At 39.8% G+C, this 18,525-nt stretch carries 19 protein-coding genes; 3 read left to right on the forward strand and 16 right to left on the reverse strand.

What is annotated here, in order from left to right; genetic code table 11:
• The 6 genes from BMX34_RS07355 to rplM all read right to left on the reverse strand — a co-directional run.
• Positions 1–259 (reverse strand): helix-turn-helix domain-containing protein (locus tag BMX34_RS07355; RefSeq protein ID WP_143440744.1); only part of this gene is annotated, 259 nt, incomplete at its 3' end.
• A 132-nt stretch (positions 260–391) separates the two neighbouring features.
• Positions 392–1,573 (reverse strand): hypothetical protein, encoded by a 1,182-nt coding sequence (locus BMX34_RS07360; protein WP_092572317.1) that lies wholly within the window; start codon positions 1,571–1,573, stop codon positions 392–394.
• A 16-nt stretch (positions 1,574–1,589) separates the two neighbouring features.
• On the reverse strand, positions 1,590–2,591 hold the full coding sequence (locus BMX34_RS07365) for a DNA adenine methylase (protein ID WP_200793429.1): 1,002 nt from the start codon (positions 2,589–2,591) through the stop codon (positions 1,590–1,592).
• Entirely contained in the window at positions 2,591–3,574 is a 984-nt protein-coding gene (locus tag BMX34_RS07370) for a DNA cytosine methyltransferase (RefSeq protein ID WP_092572321.1), read from the reverse strand. The genes BMX34_RS07365 and BMX34_RS07370 overlap by 1 nt, the downstream gene beginning before the upstream one ends.
• A gap of 365 nt (positions 3,575–3,939) precedes the next feature.
• The gene (rpsI, locus tag BMX34_RS07375) at positions 3,940–4,332 is read right to left on the reverse strand and encodes a 30S ribosomal protein S9 (RefSeq protein ID WP_092572323.1); all 393 of its coding nucleotides are present in this window, start codon (positions 4,330–4,332) and stop codon (positions 3,940–3,942) included.
• 16 nt (positions 4,333–4,348) lie between these two features.
• Positions 4,349–4,792, reverse strand: coding sequence for a 50S ribosomal protein L13 (gene rplM / locus BMX34_RS07380; protein WP_310795409.1), 444 nt, complete (start codon positions 4,790–4,792; stop codon positions 4,349–4,351).
• A gap of 335 nt (positions 4,793–5,127) precedes the next feature.
• Between rplM and BMX34_RS07385 the strand changes: the two genes are divergently transcribed.
• Both BMX34_RS07385 and BMX34_RS07390 read left to right on the forward strand, forming a co-directional pair.
• Positions 5,128–5,655, forward strand: coding sequence for a transcription repressor NadR (locus tag BMX34_RS07385; RefSeq protein WP_092572325.1), 528 nt, complete (start codon positions 5,128–5,130; stop codon positions 5,653–5,655).
• Positions 5,656–5,715: 60 nt separating this feature from the next.
• Positions 5,716–6,273, forward strand: a complete 558-nt coding sequence (locus BMX34_RS07390; RefSeq protein WP_092572327.1) for a hypothetical protein — start codon at positions 5,716–5,718, stop codon at positions 6,271–6,273.
• 111 nt (positions 6,274–6,384) lie between these two features.
• Here the strand turns inward: BMX34_RS07390 and BMX34_RS07395 are convergent, their stop codons facing one another.
• Positions 6,385–7,152: a helix-turn-helix domain-containing protein gene (locus BMX34_RS07395; protein ID WP_092572329.1), complete on the reverse strand. Its 768-nt coding sequence runs from the start codon at positions 7,150–7,152 to the stop codon at positions 6,385–6,387.
• 127 nt (positions 7,153–7,279) lie between these two features.
• Between BMX34_RS07395 and BMX34_RS07400 the strand changes: the two genes are divergently transcribed.
• Complete coding sequence (locus BMX34_RS07400) at positions 7,280–8,557, forward strand: BaiN/RdsA family NAD(P)/FAD-dependent oxidoreductase (RefSeq protein WP_092572331.1); 1,278 nt, start codon at positions 7,280–7,282, stop codon at positions 8,555–8,557.
• A gap of 71 nt (positions 8,558–8,628) precedes the next feature.
• On the opposite strand, the gene BMX34_RS07405 is transcribed toward BMX34_RS07400, so the two are convergent.
• From BMX34_RS07405 to BMX34_RS07445, 9 genes are all read right to left on the reverse strand, one after another.
• Positions 8,629–10,182 (reverse strand): LysM peptidoglycan-binding domain-containing protein, encoded by a 1,554-nt coding sequence (locus BMX34_RS07405; RefSeq protein ID WP_092572333.1) that lies wholly within the window; start codon positions 10,180–10,182, stop codon positions 8,629–8,631.
• An 80-nt stretch (positions 10,183–10,262) separates the two neighbouring features.
• Positions 10,263–10,817, reverse strand: a complete 555-nt coding sequence (locus BMX34_RS07410; RefSeq protein WP_159428891.1) for a peptidoglycan amidohydrolase family protein — start codon at positions 10,815–10,817, stop codon at positions 10,263–10,265.
• Between the two features lie 478 nt (positions 10,818–11,295).
• A complete protein-coding gene (gene galU / locus BMX34_RS07415) occupies positions 11,296–12,177 on the reverse strand; it encodes a UTP--glucose-1-phosphate uridylyltransferase GalU (protein ID WP_092572337.1) in 882 nt (293 codons plus the stop codon).
• 55 nt (positions 12,178–12,232) lie between these two features.
• Complete coding sequence (locus tag BMX34_RS07420; RefSeq protein ID WP_159428892.1) at positions 12,233–13,225, reverse strand: acyltransferase family protein; 993 nt, start codon at positions 13,223–13,225, stop codon at positions 12,233–12,235.
• Between the two features lie 124 nt (positions 13,226–13,349).
• Positions 13,350–14,837 carry a CehA/McbA family metallohydrolase gene (locus BMX34_RS07425; RefSeq protein ID WP_092572341.1) on the reverse strand — a complete coding sequence of 496 codons (1,488 nt, stop codon included), beginning with the start codon at positions 14,835–14,837 and terminating at the stop codon, positions 13,350–13,352.
• Positions 14,838–14,847: 10 nt separating this feature from the next.
• Positions 14,848–15,609, reverse strand: a complete 762-nt coding sequence (locus BMX34_RS07430) for a DeoR/GlpR family DNA-binding transcription regulator (protein ID WP_092572343.1) — start codon at positions 15,607–15,609, stop codon at positions 14,848–14,850.
• A gap of 26 nt (positions 15,610–15,635) precedes the next feature.
• Positions 15,636–16,286 carry a hypothetical protein gene (locus tag BMX34_RS07435; protein ID WP_092572345.1) on the reverse strand — a complete coding sequence of 217 codons (651 nt, stop codon included), beginning with the start codon at positions 16,284–16,286 and terminating at the stop codon, positions 15,636–15,638.
• A 20-nt stretch (positions 16,287–16,306) separates the two neighbouring features.
• Positions 16,307–17,638, reverse strand: coding sequence for an MATE family efflux transporter (locus BMX34_RS07440; RefSeq protein WP_092572347.1), 1,332 nt, complete (start codon positions 17,636–17,638; stop codon positions 16,307–16,309).
• On the reverse strand, positions 17,622–18,518 hold the full coding sequence (locus BMX34_RS07445; protein ID WP_092572349.1) for a metallophosphoesterase family protein: 897 nt from the start codon (positions 18,516–18,518) through the stop codon (positions 17,622–17,624). The genes BMX34_RS07440 and BMX34_RS07445 overlap by 17 nt, the downstream gene beginning before the upstream one ends.
• Positions 18,519–18,525 lie beyond the last annotated feature (7 nt).

Consider the following 18,525-nt stretch of genomic DNA (forward strand, 5'->3'; position numbering starts at 1 on the left):
CATAATCTTCTTGGCCGACTTCCGCGATATACTTGGAATATTGATAGGTATAAACCTTCCCATGTTGCTTTTGTTGACGGACTTGTTCCACCGAACCCCGTTTGATTTCGTTATGAATTGTTTGGGGCGCCCGTCCCAGTATTCGCGCAATGGCTCGGTTAGAATAGCCTTGTTTTTTCAACAATTCAATTTGGCTCCGTTCTTTGAAAGATAAGTGTTTTGATTTACGATCAGATGTGGTAAAGTGAGTTTGCGTCATGTAAATTCATCCTTCTTATATTTTTGTGTCGTGACTTAAATATAACATGAATTTACATGGCTTTTATTATTTTTTAGCGATGGCTAAGTTGATTATAAAATCCGCCTTTTATATATTTACTTTAACATAGTACTAAGTTTTATTATTAAAAATCGCATTATGTTTTAGCATATATTCTTTTCTTTTGGAATTATAAATCTCTTGGTCCAATCGTATATTATTTTCAATTACATATTCCCTGAAATCCTCTCGAACAAAATCAGAAAAAATTGGTCTTCCACTTTGATCAAATGTCATTTTATTTTTATCAAAGTATTGGTCCTCATCCCCAGGAAGTAATAACAATGCATTATTTGGATCATACGCTTTATCAATCTCCCAGTTTTTCAATGCAATTGCAGAAGGATATATGTGAGAAACTACTAACCCCTCTTGCTTGCTTTTTGAAAGCCATGAGATAGGATGCCCATAAATTTTTATGCTTTCTTCGTAAACTGCTTTCTTCATTAACATAAATCTATAGGCATCTCTAGAGGTAGATCCTTCATTTGGCAGATAAGTTTTTGCATCTTCTAATAACGCAATCTTAAAATCTTCCTTTTTTCCTATACATTTAATAAAAGTTAAATTTCGTAAGACTGATCTAAAATGACTCATTTGATTATATTTTCTCTCTTTAAAATCAATTTGTTTTGTCATTCTAAAGCCAGCCACTATTTCTTTTTTTTTAGCATAATTTCTTTTTAAAGATCGTATATTAATAAACATCATCCCGATTAAATCGTTCATCTCTAATACTTTACTATCACTGTTCAATAAAGTATTAACCAAAAATTTTACATTCCTTACATCAGAATCATCATTAGTAACTGAACAATTAAAAGAGGAATATTCATAAACTGTATCAGAAAATAGTCTCTGTCTATTATCACGCGTTTGATTAGGTTTTATATATTCTTTTGCAGCATCAACGTATCCCCGTAGATATGGTTTTATAAAACCAAGTTTAATATATGTATTTATTTGCTTTCTTGTTGTAGCTCCTGATTTATCATCCACCTGGTATACTTTTGAAATAGTTTTGACCAATTCCTTATAGTGGACTACTGATTCATTTACACGAGAACTCTGTTTATCCTTTAATTGGGAAATAGTTTGGTTACTTAAGTTATATTTATCGATATGATCAATAATTAATCTTAACGTGTTTACGAATTGATCACTATAAAAATCTGTAAAGGCCAGTGTAATTTTCCAATATTCCTCATATTTTTGATTTTTTATAATTTTTTTCCTTGCGTTGATTCTATTCATTTTTTACCTCTAATAATTAATTATATTCCAGCACTATTAAAATTTCATAATTATCGTTTTTATTAATTTTCCCACTAACTTGATAATTATGTTTTTTTTCATAAACTAACACATTTCCATAACTCTCAAAAATTTTAATAACTTCTAAATAGGATGGAACGGTATTACTATTAATACTTAATATTAAATATCTTGTCTTATTTTTGGCTTCAGACAAAAGTAGATTCAGCATTTTCATGAATGAATTTTTTTTTGTCCAATCCAAATAATCAATATTTTTATTAAATATTCTATCAAATTTTCCGTAAAAACCCTCGTAATTATTCATAGTACCTGGGTATGGTGGATCTACATAAATAATATCTACTTCCTTAATTTTACGTACAATTTTAATCCCATCTTCTTGAAAAGATTGGTTCTTCTTCCCATTATCAAATACTGCAGAATTATAACTATTAAAATCATCGATCATAAGATGATAAAAACTTTTATTATGGTAGGCCCTTTTCCTCCCATACTTCTTATAAGAATAATCTTCATCTCTTAGCTTAATAATATTATCCCAATTTATATTCATTCTAGAATAGGGTAATTTTCTTATCATTGCTCTTCTAATTAATGCCTGAAATAAATACTTTTTATATTCTTCCATTTTTTCAGAATAAACAACAAATTTTACTAATTCATCTACCTCTTCAGGAAAAAATAAATCGTTTTCAAGCCAGTCATATCTTTTTCTTATATTAAATGGAATTGATATTTCTCTGGCTTCATTCAATTCATTTAAAGATAGTGTTATGCTGTTGTTTTCTATAAATGCTTTACTTAAAACAAAGGAAGCATATAATGCGTCATTTGAAATAACTTTAAATCCTCTTTCTTTTAAAAAATAAGATATCGAATTTCCACCTGAAAATATATCTAAAACAGTACCATTATCTAAAGGTAATTTATCAATAACCCAATCAGCTAACTTTTGTTTGTTTCCTATATAATTTACTTTTGGATATTTACCCATCAATCTGTTCCTTTAATTGAATTTATTATACTTCTTGCAATAGCAATTGCTAATTTAGGCGGAACGGCATTTCCTATCTGTTGTTGAATTGAAATACTATTTCCATAAAATATAAAACTATCTGGAAAAGTCTGTATCCTAGCTAACTCTCTCGGTGTAAGTGCCCTATTTTGTTCATAATGAAATACCTTTCTCATATCTCCTGTTATGGTAATTGAAGGTTTATTTCTAGAGTATCGTATATATTTTCGTACATCACCACTTTTTGGTCTAATTTCCTCTGGAATGGTCATTCTGTCTCCTCCCTCTTCAACATATGACATTTTTAATAGCATTTGTTTAGTATGATTCATTGCATTATGATTAGGGATAGCTGATGTTTCTCCACTTTGTAAAGAAGGTAAGTCTGAAATTACTTCTTCAATAGGGATATTTTTTGTTGACTCTTTAGGAAATTCAAACGTCACATTTTTTGTCCCTACAACAAATATTCTTCTTCTATTTTGTGGAACCTCGAAATTTACAGAATTCAAAACTTTATACTGTGTTTTATAACCAAGTTTTTCAAATTCGGACGTTATTTCGTTAATTGTTCTTCCTTTATTATGAGTAGCCAAATGAGCAACATTTTCCATAATGAAAAGTTCAGGTTGTGTAACTTTAACCACTCTTACAAATTCTTTAAAAAGCTTGTTTCTATCATCATCAATAAATTTTCTACCTATATTTCCAGCAATACTAAAACCTTGACAAGGTGGACCACCAATAACTATATCTACATTATTATTTGAAATTAATGATTTTATCTCCTCATCTGTTAAATCTCTTATATCTTTTTGTATTAAATTATGGGAAGGAAAATTTTGTTTATACGTTAAAGCAGCTTGCTCATCATACTCAACTGAAAATAAATTATTAAAGCCTAATCTTTCTAACCCAAGAGTAAATCCTCCAGCTCCAGCAAACAAATCAATATAGTTCATAATTTGCCTCCTCACTATATATGATAATAACAAAAAATTTATCCTAATACCTTAACCTTCATATTATATCAAAAATATCTATAGTGTAAAATTTCTGGTGTAACCAGTCAAATCTTAAAAACAAATTGTTTTTTTGAAAAGATTGGTAATCAAAGCTGATATATTTTCCACTTCGATTTACAACCCTAAATCTTTCTCCTCGAATAAAATAACTAATCTTCAATTATTTAACAAATTAATTTTCATAAAAAAAAGACCAGCCGCTTGGACTGGTCCTGTAAATAATATGATTGGTACTCGATTCCGAGAGAATCTCCGTCCCATACTGTATCCGTAAGCGAACAAGTTCGCAACGGCTCCTGCAATTAACGTTTTGAGAATTGTGAGCTCTTACGGGCTTTCTTACGGCCTGGTTTCTTACGTTCAACCATACGTGGGTCACGGGTAAGTAAACCAGCTGTCTTAAGGGCTGAACGGAAGTCTGGATCTACATTAAGTAGGGCACGAGCGATTCCGTGACGGATTGCGCCGGCTTGTCCTGAGACACCGCCACCTTGGACGTTAACCAAGATGTCATAAGTTCCCATAGTTTCGGTAACTGCGAATGGTTGGTTCATAACCACGTGTAAGTGAGCGAAGGGAACATATTCTTCTAATGATTTACCGTTGATCGTATATTTTCCAGTTCCTGGAACTAAACGAACACGGGCTGTGGCGTTTTTACGACGACCTGTACCTAAATATTGAACTTTAGCCATTTATTTATTTCCCTCCTTAAATTAATGTGTTGATGTCTAGTAATTCTGGTTTTTGAGCTGCATGTTTGTGATCAGCACCAGCATAGACAAATAGCTTATGGAATTGTTTGCGTCCTAAGCGGGTGTCTGGAAGCATTCCTTTAACAGATAATTCAACAAGGCGTGGTGAGTTCTTAGCACGCATTTCACCTGCTGGAATGGAAGTTAATCCGCCTGGATGTCCTGAGTGACGGTGGTACATTTTATCAGTAGCTTTGTCTCCTGTTAGAGCTACTTTGTCTGCATTAATAATAATTACGAAATCTCCGGTATCTACATGGGGAGTAAAGCTTGGTTTGTTCTTACCACGTAGGATTGATGCAGCTACAGTAGATAAACGACCTAATGGAATATCAGTCGCATCTAGCATAACCCATTTGCGTTCAACTTCGTTCTTTTTAGCCATATATGTTTGACGCACGATGTTTTCCTCCAATTTCTTCTTCTTGTTTACGGTAACTATTGAGTTTCCGGGGCTCTATAGTGGGGTAAACAATACCGTCTAGTATTATACTTGGGCAAGTCTCTGCCTGTCAAGGAGTTGGGCTAAAGTATTTATATTTTTTCCTCATTGTTGGTCTTTATGTTCGAAATATCGTCCGAAACCTTGGGCTTAAATATTCGATAGCAGGCTTTCACTAAGTGCTCTACTTCTAAAAATTTACTTTCACTATACAGTTAACCTCTATTAATTTATAACTTATCGCAGAGCTATGCTGCCCATGCTATAATAAGTTCGATAAGGAGTGTGTTTATATGAAAGCCAAAGAACGTCGGCAGCAGATTTTGACTGATTTGCGACTGAGTCAAAGCCCGATTACCGCGAATCAATTTGCTGATAAATATCAAGTCAGTCGCCAAGTGATTGTCGGGGACATTGCCCTCTTACGAGCAGGTTATGCCGATATCTTAGCGACCAACCAGGGATATGTCTTGGCCGAATTAGCCGGACCCAAAAGTTCGACCGCTTACCAAGGTAAGATTGTCTGTCAACATGGTCCTGAACAAACGGAAGAGGAGTTACGTATTATTATTCAAGATGGCGGCCAAATTGAAGATGTCCAGGTGGATCATCCGGTCTATGGTATCTTGAAAGCCTCCTTAAAAATTAGCAGTTTAGCGGATATTGAATACTTTATTCAGCAAATGTCTGATTATCAAGGCGAAATGTTAAGTTCTTTGACCGATGGCATCCATATTCATAGTTTAACGACGCCAACCGTCGAAGAATTTAAGCAGATTAAAGCCGATTTGAAAGCCGCTGGCATTCTATATACTCGTTAGGTGTCTTGACAGGTGTAAAGTTAATTGCTACACTAACTCCATAAACTTTAGGAGGAAATTATGCAAGCACCATTAAGTAAAACCAGATCGATGACGATTGCGGCTGTCTTAACGGCAGTGGGCATTATTATCCCGATGATTATGCCAATCAAAGTAATTATCGGTCCTGCGTCTTATACCTTAGCCAGTCATGTACCTATCAACATGGCCATGTTCGTCTCTCCCCTCGTCACTGCAGTCGTCGCCTTAGGGACCACCTTGGGCTTTCAAGTCGCCGGCTTTCCTGTCGTGATTGTCGCCCGAGCTTTTACCCATCTGATTTATGCCAGTATCGGCGCTCGGATAATTCAAGAACAGAAACAGATTCTCACTCGGGTGAGTTCACGTTTTCTACTAAATTTAGGACTGAACTTAGTCCACGCCCTAGGTGAGGTTCTAGTCGTCTATCTCTTCACCAGTTTTGGATTGAGTCCTATGAGCGATAATTTCTTTTATGTCCTAGTTGTTCTGGTGGGTCTGGGTACACTCATTCATGGCATGGTCGATTTCGAATTAAGTTATCAATTTACCGGCCTATTACAAAAACGCACCGGACGGACTTTTGTAAATTTTGCTTAAGGATGATTTCAGTAAATCGCCCCCCTTACTACAATGACCCCCTAAAGTTAGATGCTTTTGATCTAACTTTAGGGGGTCACTTTTTTATCAAAACCAACATAAAATGTTGCTCTATTCTTGATGGGCTTTCTTAGCTTGATAGGCCCCTAAATACAGGCTGACTGATAAGGCAATAACGACTATAGCTGTGAGCAACCAGTTCCATTTACCAGCAGATTGTCCAAAAAAGTAATAAAAGAGCGGACTCACTATCAGTAAGCCTAAGATTGTTTGCCGACTACGAAGTAAGATATAGGGCCAATTCTGATTATTAAAGGAGATCCCGCGCAAATTCATTCGCAAGATCCCATCCGTATAGAAGGAAATTGCATGTTCATCGTAATAAGTAGGTAAGCTTTCATGAATAATAAAGAAGAAGCCAATCGCAAAGATTAATAAGAGTACCGATGGTATCCAATAATCTTCTTGCCACAAGGGAACTTGTTTCAGATAGAGATATAGGTTCTCCAACAGCCAGATTCCTAAAGCCAATACCAAATAGCCTTGATATTGACGACGTCGGGCGAGTCGTTCTTGCGCTCTGGCTTGTTGATTGACTTTCAGTTCGATGGTTTGGCCTAATAATTGGTCGACCGTTTGTACTTCATATTGGTCGACATGGTCTTTACTGCCTAATAAGAGTTGACTAACCGTGAGTTCGAGTTCATCAGCTAGCGGTAATAATAGCTCCACATCTGGTAAACCTAAGCCTCGTTCCCATTTACTGACCGTACTATCCGAAAGGAAAAATTTATCAGCCAATTGTTTCTGGGTAAGTTGTTTATCAAGACGACACTGGCGAATTAAGGTGCCTACTTTCTTCGGATCTATTTGCTCCATATTATCTCCTTCTTTCTTTGTTCTTTAATTTAAGTATATGTTAAACTGAATGAAAGACAATCAATCCTGAGGCAATATGGGTCGACGCTTCGTCGACTTGCGCCTAATTAACATTAAAGGAGTCCTTATGACAAATCATTATGATGTAATTGTAGTTGGGGCTGGGACGAGTGGGCTGATGGCTGCCATCCAGGCAGCTCAGCAAGGAGCCAAGGTTCTCATCTTAGAGAAGAACAAAGTTCCCGGTCGCAAACTCTTACTCTCTGGCGGAGGTCGCTGTAATGTCACCAATCGTACTCAGCGAGAAGAACTTATTCGTCACATTCCGGGCAATGGTAAGTTTCTGTATTCTGCCTTGAATCAATTTGACCAAGAAGATATCATAGCCTTTTTTGAAACGCGAGGTGTTCCATTGAAAGAGGAAGATCATGGACGTATGTTCCCGGTTAGCGATCGGTCACGAACCATTCTCGATACCTTGCTCGCCGAATTAGATCAACTCGGTGTTACAATCTATTACCAAAATACGGTTCAGTCCTTGAAATTATCCGCTGATCGACCAAAGATTGTCGGTGTCGAAACCCAAGATGGGCAATTTTTCGCCTGTACTAGTCTAGTTCTGGCGATGGGCGGGCGAGCCTACCCCAAAACCGGTTCGACCGGAGATGGCTATGCATTAGCGCGGTCAGTTGGTCATAGCATTCGCCCCCTTTATCCTACGGAAGCTAGTCTGATATCAACCGATCGAGAAGTTACATCGAATGAATTAAAGGGCATTTCCATACGCAATGTGCGTGTCAGTCTGTGGGATGATGCTGCTGAAAGCAAAGAAATCATCCACCATCAGATGGATATGATCTTCACTCACTTTGGTTATTCGGGCCCCGCCATCTTACGATGTTCAGGCCATGTCAACCTTTGGTTAGCAGACCATCCTGAGGCTCAAGTTGCCCGACTTTCCATCGACTTAGTTCCAGAACAGAGTATTGAGGATCTCTGCCAGCATGCAGAAGATCAGCGTGACAAACACGTCTTAACCCTATTAAAAAATTGGATGCCAGAACGAATGGCCCAAGCTATTCTACATCGCTGTCAAATACTTCCCGACCAGGCCTATAAACAACTTGAACATCAAGCGGTAAACGATCTTTGGCAAACTGTCAAACATTATTCGATCAGTGCTACTGGATCACAACCGATTGAAAAAGGTTTTGTAACGGGCGGTGGCATCTCCGTTAAAGAAGTTGAGCCTAAATCGATGGCCTCAAAATTGGTGGATGGACTCTATTTCTGCGGTGAACTCTTAGATATTAATGGCTACACAGGTGGCTATAATATCACTGCCGCATTCGTCACCGGTTCTATTGCCGGTCAATATGCAACTTGGGCTGCTCTCAGTCAATAATAGAAAATCCCTCCTGACAGAGCCCTATCATGAGCTCGCCAGTGAGGGATTCTTTACGATTCATTGAGAAATTATGATTCACTAACCGTTGTTTCTTCTTCACTTGATTCTTGACTGGCTTCTGTTTGGCCATTGTCTGCAGAACTTTGTTCATCAGTATTAGCTGCTTCTTGGTCAAATTCTACCCCTTCAGGATCGACCACGGCCAAGGTACCGTTAAAGAATTGTACAGTTTCAGGTAAATTGTTCCATTGAATTAACTGTTCCTTGCTGATGCCATATTTCTTGGCAATCGCTTCTAAACTTTCTTTCGGTTGAACCTTATGTTGACGTGGCGTCGGATCTGAAACGACTAATTTGTCGCCTTCCTTAGCGGCAGCCCCATTCAACTTGTTCCATTCATCGATATCTTGGGTCGAGATTTCAAATTGACTGGCAATGGAGTCTAAGGAGTCGCCAGCAGCTACTTCATACACTTCAGGGATATAGCGCGGATTAGAGACATAAATTTCTTCGCCAACTGGAACTTGATCGTCGCTCAATTCGTTCCATTCTTTAATGGAATTAACGGAGAAATTGTAAGTCTGAGCAATCGATTCTAAACTTTCACCTTCGGCAACCTTATGTTTTCGTGGACGGGCTGCTTCTGGTAGTTCTTTATAAAGTTTCTCTAACTCTTCTTTAGAAAGCTCTCGCAAATCTTGTTCGGTATCTTTCTCTTTGTCATTTTCTTTCTCTTTATCTTTCTTGTTGCTATTGCTGGTCGAACTTGCTGGGCTCGTTGATGGCTGACTTGACTCAGCAGCTGAATCATTCGCGACTACTGTTTCAATATAACCAGGAACAGCGATTTGATCACCGACATTGAGGTAAGAAGAACTCAAACCATTTGCTGCCATTAACGCTTCATAAGTTGTGCCATAGGCGTTGGCGATATCCCAGAGAGTTTCCCCCGCTTGGACTGTATGATAACCTGACCAATCATCGGTATAAGTAATTCCTGAATCTACTGAACTTGCGCCGGATCCGGTCAAGGCTAATTTATCACCGACATTGAGCCAAGTACTAGTCAAACCATTAATGGCCATGATATTCTCAACGGTTGTACCATTGGCGATTGCAATATAGGATAAGGTATCGCCTGGTTGAACCACATGATAGCCACTGGCTGAAGGTGTGGAAGTAATTGGAGCAGGTTGACTAGCTTGACCGCCTCCGGCTGTTAGATAGAGGACATCTCCAACATTGAGCCAAGATGAGCTAAGGCCATTATTGGCCATTAAAGCATCCACAGTTGTCCCGGTTGCAATCGCGATGGTGTATAAGGTATCACCGGGTTGAACCACATAGGTGGATCCACTGATTACTGGAGTGGCTGAGCTTGATTCAGAAGCGCTGCCTGGATTTTCGATATATAATACTTGGCCTTCGTCTAGCCAATCACTGGTTAATCCATTCCATGCTTGTAAATCAGCTAAAGAAACGCCGTGATCATTAGCAATCTTCAATAACCATTCGCCTGATTTTACAGTATAAGTGGCTTGGGCATGAATCGATTGAACGGTTCCCAAAGCCATGGTTGAAGCTAGTAAGCCAACCATTAAGTGTTTTAAATTCTTCTTCAAGGTAGGTCCTCCTTATATTAGTTCTTCACAATTATTGTATCATCATGGATAGCTAGATGAAAGTTATTTCAAATCTGTTATCAATCCGTAACTTTTCTGTGATTTATGTCACGATAAAGCTGATTAAGCCGTCGACTCAAGTCCAAAGTATTTACTGCCTGAAGTGCTCGACGTCGATTGTAGCGATTAAGCCATTGTTCCAATTTCTCCAAGAAAGACTCTTGCTTACGGACGGGTTCGGCTAAACGATACCAATATAATTCTTGTTCCGGCCAGCTCCTAAACTTTGAAATGACAATCCCATCATATTCTTCGCTACAATAAATCATCCGGTGGCGGTCGATGACCACGCCGGTATAACCAATTTGTGGCTGATCTGGATCAGTCGAAATAAAAATATCACCTCGCCGGACTTCCCGGTAATCAATACAATGGAGTAAGGAACCTTCTAGATGTAATAAGAGCGACAGGTCACCAATCCAAGAATGTTGAGGAAGGTAATCGGCATAGATTAAGGCAGAGAACATAGCTCCTGCACTATCATAACTATGCGGTCCTCCACGATTTTCTTTGGAATAAGAAACTAAGCCTTGCTTATCTTTATACCATTTGATTAAACGATGTTTACTTGCCAACTGAATCCCTCCCTTATTATTCTCTTGTCAGTGATTCTATTATAGTACAAGTGGGCCAGAATTTCATGATTGGCCCTTCCCCTCTTTTATACCGTATGAGAAAGCGACTCGAATACTCTTAGATGCTCAGCGATAAATGCCTACAATGTCTGTCCAGATGGTGAATCTTCGAATCCATTTACTTTGGGCTTAAAAAGATTGAAAATCATTTGACACAGTCTTTCAAGCAACACACGTAGAGTACTTTTTCAAATATTATGAATCCTCTAATTCAACTTTCAAACTAAAAAACACCGAATACTTTCCTAGATCAGAGCGAAAATCCAGCTTGCTTTAACGAGTGGAGTTTAGATCTTGTTTATGCAATCTCAGTCCAACTCTTGCAGAATATTTTAGGATAATCTCTCTAGCTAAGTATTCGGTAGTTCTTATGATTAATAGGTTTGTTCTAAAATCCCAGTTTTGCCTAATCTATGGTTTAGCGCAATTTCTGAGCCAAATCTTGCAGATAGGTCTTTAGACCACTCGCCGTTTCGGGATGCTGCAAACCATAAGCTAAACTCATCTGCATATAACCAAATTTATTGCCGACATCATAGCGCTGACTATCGATTTCTTTGGCAAAGACGCGTGTCTGTTGATTCAATCGTTCAATCGCATCGGTCAACTGAATTTCATCGTCAACACCTGGATCAAGGTCCTCAAGGACATCAAAGATGGTTGCTGGCAAGATATAACGGCCCGCAATTGCCAAGTTAGACGGCGCTTGCTCAGCAGCTGGTTTCTCAATAAAATGCGAAACTTCATAGACACCTGGATGATCTGCTAGTTCTTGATTCAATTGAATTACGCCATAATTCGAAATTTCCGCCTTATCGGTCGGTAAGACGGCAATCAATGGGGCTTCAATCTCTTCATATAAATCGATTAGTTGCTTGGTTGCGGGTTGGTCACCAACCATAATATTGTCCCCTAACATGACCACAAAAGGCTCATCATTGACAAAGGCCTTAGCATGATAAATGGCATCACCCAAACCCTTTGGATAAGATTGACGGACAAAATATAAGTTGGTCCGCGTAGTCGAGCGAACAATCTCTAGAAGTTCAGTCTTGCCTTTCTTCTCTAAATTGTCTTCTAATTCAATATTCGAGTCGAAATGATCTTCAATCGCTCGCTTATGTTTACCTGTAATGATTAAAATTTCTTCAATCCCGGACTGAATGGCTTCTTCAATAATAAATTGAATGATAGGTTTATCAACGATCGGTAGTAATTCTTTGGGTTGGGCTTTGGTTGCTGGAAGAAATCCAGTCCCATATCCTGCTGCTGGAATAACTGCTTTACGCACCTTCACCATGCATGCCTCCTTTTATACTTATGTTTATCATTATAACCTAATTGATGTGGAGTCTCTACTCTTCTAAGTTTAATTTCAATAATTGTTCCAGTGGATCGAAGAAGAATCGATTGACTAAAGGATAGATCAGAATAGAGCCTAAGACACAGACTAGCATCAACACCAAAATATATAATAAATCCGAGTTAAACCAATTCCATAATTTAGCTTCTCCATAGAGCTTAACAATTTTTAGAAAGAGGACATGAAGGACATAAATATCCAAGGACATGCTGGACCAGCGATTTAACCAAGAATATTCTCCTGGACGTTGAATCACATAGGCTAATAACAAATAAGTTAACGCCACTAAGGCGACTTCATTAAACAGATTAAACTGACTAAAGTTGAAGAGCAAGCCATAAACCACGCCACTCAGCAGGATATGCCAACGCTGAATCCGTATCTTTGGCGGATGCTGGACCGCCATCGCCCCTAAAGAAATATATAGCATGGCTTTGGGAATGCCACCATAACGAAATAGCATATCTAGAAATTCAGATCGCGGGGTCAACCAAATCACCGCGTTTAGCGATAAACATAGGAAGAATATATAACGAATATCCCAGCGCCATTGCAAGAGCTTACCCACACCATAGCTGGCAAAGATTAGAGCGAACAAGAACCATAAATGATATTGTCCCCAAGTCCCATTGAAGAATGAATACAGATTCCGCTCATTGAGCCAAGCTGAGGCTGCTTGAAGCAAATTCTGATGTAAGGACAGCAAGATGAGGCCATCGACCAGAACATAGAATAACGAATAAATTATAAAACGAAAACTAATATTCCGACAATAGCGGCGAACAAAGGCATCTTCTTTGGCATTGAGCAAATAGCCTGACACGCCAAAAAAGAAAGGAACGCCCAGATTCAATATGGGCCGATACCAGTAATAATTCTCCAAAGTTTCGCGCCCCAAATTAGGTAGATATGAGGTCACATGAATTAGAACCACAGCAATGGAAGCCCAAATTCGTACTTGGTCTAGCTTATAATTATATTTCATGGACATCGCTCCTTTATAAATACTCTTGTATGATAGCATGAAGCCTCAGCCAGACCTAGAAAAAACCCTTCCCCCAAGTTAAACACTGGCGAGGAAGGGCTATACTTACTATTGATAAATACAATTAACGGTAAATCGGATTGGTAAAGAGTAACAGTTGGTTAGCTGAATCTAAGACTTCTAAGCGTAAGAGTCGGTGGTCTGCCATTGGTAAAGTGAACTGGCCGTGATACCCGTTTGAACCCGCTATCGATTCGGTAAGCAAACATTGATCTTCGCTCCAGAGTTCTATCCGCTGAACTTGCTCAGGCAAATCGGACAAGACTATATCTACCTGCCATTGATCAAAAATCTGCGGCACCCGATCGCCAAGCTGATAGTGTTGGTTGACCGTAAAGCTTAGCTCTGGCTGCAGACTGATGTAAGAACGACCCAATGATAATGCCTGCAAAATCTGTGCGGCTTGAGCTTCTTTAGGAGCCATCACATGCGTTATGGCCACTTGGTCAGTTGGATCGCTTCGATGCCAATCACGACCAGCGGTTGCATTAATTTCAAGGCCTGCTTTAAGCAGTTGTAGCCAATGTTGATAGGCTTGCTCGTTCTTTGCCCGGCCAACTGGATTGGCTTCATTCCAAACTTCAATATTATCCACATAGCGATAATCTGCGAGCGGATAGTCGAAACGGCAGCCGGTACAATAAGGATTGCCCACGTCAAATGGATGAGCAATCGTGACCATCAGCCCTTCCTCAACCAAGGTTTGCAAATAATGATTAAAGTTATCCCATGTCACCCGGGTCCAGTCCCGACATACCTTGGCTTGCGGACCATAGATTAAGAAATGGCCATAGAAAGTCGTCAGCTCCATACCAACCAGTAATTTAACTCGATAGCTATCTTGCGGTAAATGCTTAGCTTCCTGCAAAGCACTGATTGTATTATGGTCGGTGATGGCTAACCAATCAAGTGATAGTTGGTCCGCTGCCTGCAATAATTCCTGCGTCGATTGCTGGGCATCACTATGAGTGGTATGGGCATGGAGCTCAAGTCGATAATCCACGAGATCTTGACTACCGATAAAGGGCCGGTCTTTAACTTTGAGATCAGGCCGAGCCTGAGCAAAAGGACAGAGAAATGGCTCTGCTGGCTTGCTCAGCCAAGCTTCAATCTTCAAGGTGGCCTGAATTTCATCTGAAAAGATGCCGTGACAAGATAAAATAAGCTCCCATTGTCCAGCCTGGATCTCACCGGCAATGAAACCCAAAGATGCTTCACTCGCACTCAGGATCATTTCTTGTTGGGTATTAAAGTAATGGTGCGCCCCCCGGAAATTTTCCGGATCATTGAGAGAAACGGTGATTAAATTTCGGAAGCCTGCATTTTCCTCAACCTTATCCTGATATAAGCCCGCTAAATCTAAGGCGCGACGCATTGTCTTTGGATTCTTCTCCCATAAAGGGTCATACTCAAAATAAATCTTTAAGATTGCACAATTAGCCGGCACATTAAAACGATAACTTAAATGACTCTGATGAGCCTGGTAACTTACTTTAAATGCTTGCTGAAAGAGAATCTGCGGACTATATTCAGTGAATGCTTCTTTATTCATGCTTCTCTCCTTATACTTCTAGCCATTCTGGTAGGGGGGCCTGCCAAGTTTCAGGGGCAGGACCATCACAAACTACTAAATCAATAGCTGCTAAAGGGGTGACTTCAAAGAGCGTACGGACTCCTAACTTACTTTTATCAACTAACAAAATTGCTTGATCACAACAATCAATCATCGTCTTAGAAACTAGAGATTCTTCCATATCAAAATCATAGACCGCATCTTGTAATAAGCCGCCACAAGAAATAAACGCTTTATCGACATGAAATTTCTTTAGAAAATCGACCGTATAACTACCTTTTATCGAGGCCTGAGCCGGATTAGTAAATCCCGGTAAGACAATGACCTGCCCCGTCATTCGCCCATCTTCAATAGCATTATTGAAGCTTTGAGCAGCGGCTAAAGAATTGGTAATCACCGTAATATCTTCTAAACCGCTAATCAATTCGCCGATGAACAGGGTAGACGTGCCAATATCTACGGCAATCGTATCCCCAGATCGAATCAGATTACAACAAGCTTGGGCAACCCGTTGCTTGGCCTTCTTATTCACTGCCATCTTCTTGGTAAACATCATTTCCACTTCTTCAGGTGCATAAGGAATGGCTGCCCCATGAATACGTGTAATCAATTGATTACTTTCTAATTCATCTAAATCGCGGCGGATAGTTTCTGGGGTTACTGCCAAAATATCAGCTAGATCGTTTACTGACATTTTCCCAGCTTGGCCGACTAATTGATTAATTTCTGCATGTCGCTGGTCTTTATTCATTGCTAATCCCTCCAATCATTCATTTCTTAGATATCTTCACGACGCCAATATTCACGCCAACGACCAAAATGGTGGCCAGAAGATAATTGTTTCAATAAATATTGATAGCCTTTAATCAGCCAACCTAGACCCAACAAGTAGAATAAAGCAGGAATCCCTTGCCAACAGGCCAACAGTGAAGCCAGCAATAAGACGGTGGTCAGTAACCATTCGGCCAAATAAGCCAAGACATAAGCCCAAGCATTCTGTATGCGTTCCTTGGTTGAAGTCTTTGGATAATGGGCGCTTAAATATGCAAAAGCGATCCCCATGGCTATCACAAGAGCCCAAAGGAATAAATTGATCAAAAAAATCGCCAAACCCAGCCAATGACCGCGCGATAAAAATAAAAGATTGCAGGTTAAAATACCCAACACCAGTGACCAAATCAGACTAGGGATAAGATAGCTTCTCAAATTTTTAAGAGCGGATTCCCGAACAAAATCTCCTACTTTAAAACGTGAAATCCCAACCGAGTCCTGAGTCAAATGATAAAATTCAAAGACGGTGATGAACGCTGATAGACTGGATAGGACTCCTCCCGCTGAGATGAAGACCAAAATATAGATCCATTGCCCTACTAGGACTTGGTAGATGATTTGTAAGAATTTACTAAATAAGCGACGATGCTCTGACATTGCTTTCCCCTTCTTCATCCTTAATTGAGCCAATCTGCCTGGCGCCAACGACGAACAAACAGACTTAAACGAAATACTTCATCAATGATAAAAATACCCCAGATGGCTGGTAAACCAAACGTTGACATTCGCGTAATGAGAAAGACCGCCGGTACCGTGAACAGATAGGTTACCAAAATGGCTAAAATTACCGGATAGCGCACCTGACCCATCACATTTAAATTAGCTATCATCACTTCATTCCCTACCCGGCCTGGATCATAGAGTACATTCAGCCATAGTAGAATCTGGCCAATTTGGATAATCTGAGGATCGTCAGTGAAGATCATCAACAATTGACTCCCCATCAAGGCAATCAATAGATTGATTCCCATGCCCCCAACCATGGCTAACAAGGTATTCTGCCAACCAAATTGAATGAGTTCAGGAATTTTATCTTGTCGATGCAAGCGACCAATTACCACTTGACTGGCTTGGCCTACGGCAACTGCTAAGGCAAAGACAACGGCGGTAATGGTCTGACAGTAAATTCTGGCACTGACTTGAATCGTTCCCAATGATGAAATTAGGGCGGTAATAATTGTTTGGGAGAAATTATAAGAGACATTTTCCATTCCTGAGGGAATGCCTAAGACCAAGATCTGCTGACTAATTTGCCGATTAAAGCGAAAATGATCCCAAAGTCCTTGCCAGACTTGGGGCAAGTGTTGCTGCAGAAATTTCAAAGAAATCCCGGCCCCGATAGCGCGGCTAACAATGGTCATCAGGCCGATAGCCAATATGCGCTGCTGTAAATTAGCTAGCGGCAGGAAGATTACCAAGACATTGCCAGAAATAGTTAATAAAGTATAGGCGACCGACAAGCGCATGGCCATCTTAGCTAGACCATAAGAACGGAGAATGGCGCTAACCGCCCCTGACAAGGCTTGGAAGATTAAACTACAAGCAATCACTCGTAAGTAGCTGACCGAGAGCGGACGAATTTCCCAAGGGGTCTGCATCCAGCCCATAATGACTGGACCCCATAGACTGGTAATGATAATAATGATTAAGCCGAGCGCCAAATTTAACATCAGTGTCTGACGGGCTACTCCTTGGAAATAAGCCAGTCGGTCATCGGCAGCATTTTGCAGAAAGAGAATCGTAGAGCCGAGGCCCACAATTCCCATAAACATCGTCCCAATGACAATCACTTGTTCAGCGAGACCAATGGCGGCAACAACTTGATCCGAATAATAAGAAAAAATAAGGACATTCACATTGCCAATCAGAATCATAAAAAGTTGCTCAACCATGAGCGGCCAGACTAAATGGCGGTAATCGGCATTCAAGGCTTTAGCTTTGGAAATCATTGACCGTTACCGTATATGTTTTAATGGAATGATCGTGTTGGTTCAACTCTATCAAACGGACTCCCCGTTCCAATTCACCGTAAGTCTGATAGCCTGATACATTCCCATACACCAAGTGAAGATCTTGATAGAGGCCGTCGAAATTATTATCGTGATCATGCCCGACAAACATCCCCCAAATTTCGCCATGCAAGACCATATTGGCGAATAATCCAGTATTGATATGAGGAGCCGAAATCGCCTCATTCGTCTCCAAATGTAAACCAGAAATAATATGTTCGGCTGCTTGCCAGTATTCTGGAAGTGGAATATGTTGGAAGACTAAATGGCGACGAACCCCATCCCCATGCCGGTAATCCTGGCTGGTTTGGCGGAACCAATCAACTTGTTCTGGCAGAATCCAATCATAGATACCAATATCCAAGGGCGCCTGAGCTCCTGAATCTAAGACAAATAGCGCATTTACCACTTCTTCACTATCAGCCGCTTTAATCTCTAATACATAGGATTCGCGGTCGTCTTTAAGATAACTATGATGTTTATCGGCAACACATTCGACCGTATCACTGAATAGCTGGCGCAAGTCTGACCGAGTAATGATTTCCTCACTATCATGATTGCCAAAGGTCAAAGCCATTGGTTTCTTGAAGCGGTCAAAATATTCTAGCGTTTGGACAAAGACTTGGTCAGCATCCTTAACGCCCTCGGACCAAATCACATCGCCCGTATGCATAATTAAGTCCACATCAAAGGCTTTCTGAGCCGCTTCAATCAATTGAAATGTTTTATGATCGTCTTCATGAAATGGCATATTGCCAATATGCGTATCGGTAAATTGTATAATCCGAAAGCTTCCATCCGGCCGATAACGTAATTCCATTATATCA

The organism is Ignavigranum ruoffiae (genome assembly GCF_900110675.1).
Classification (GTDB): domain Bacteria; phylum Bacillota; class Bacilli; order Lactobacillales; family Aerococcaceae; genus Ignavigranum; species Ignavigranum ruoffiae.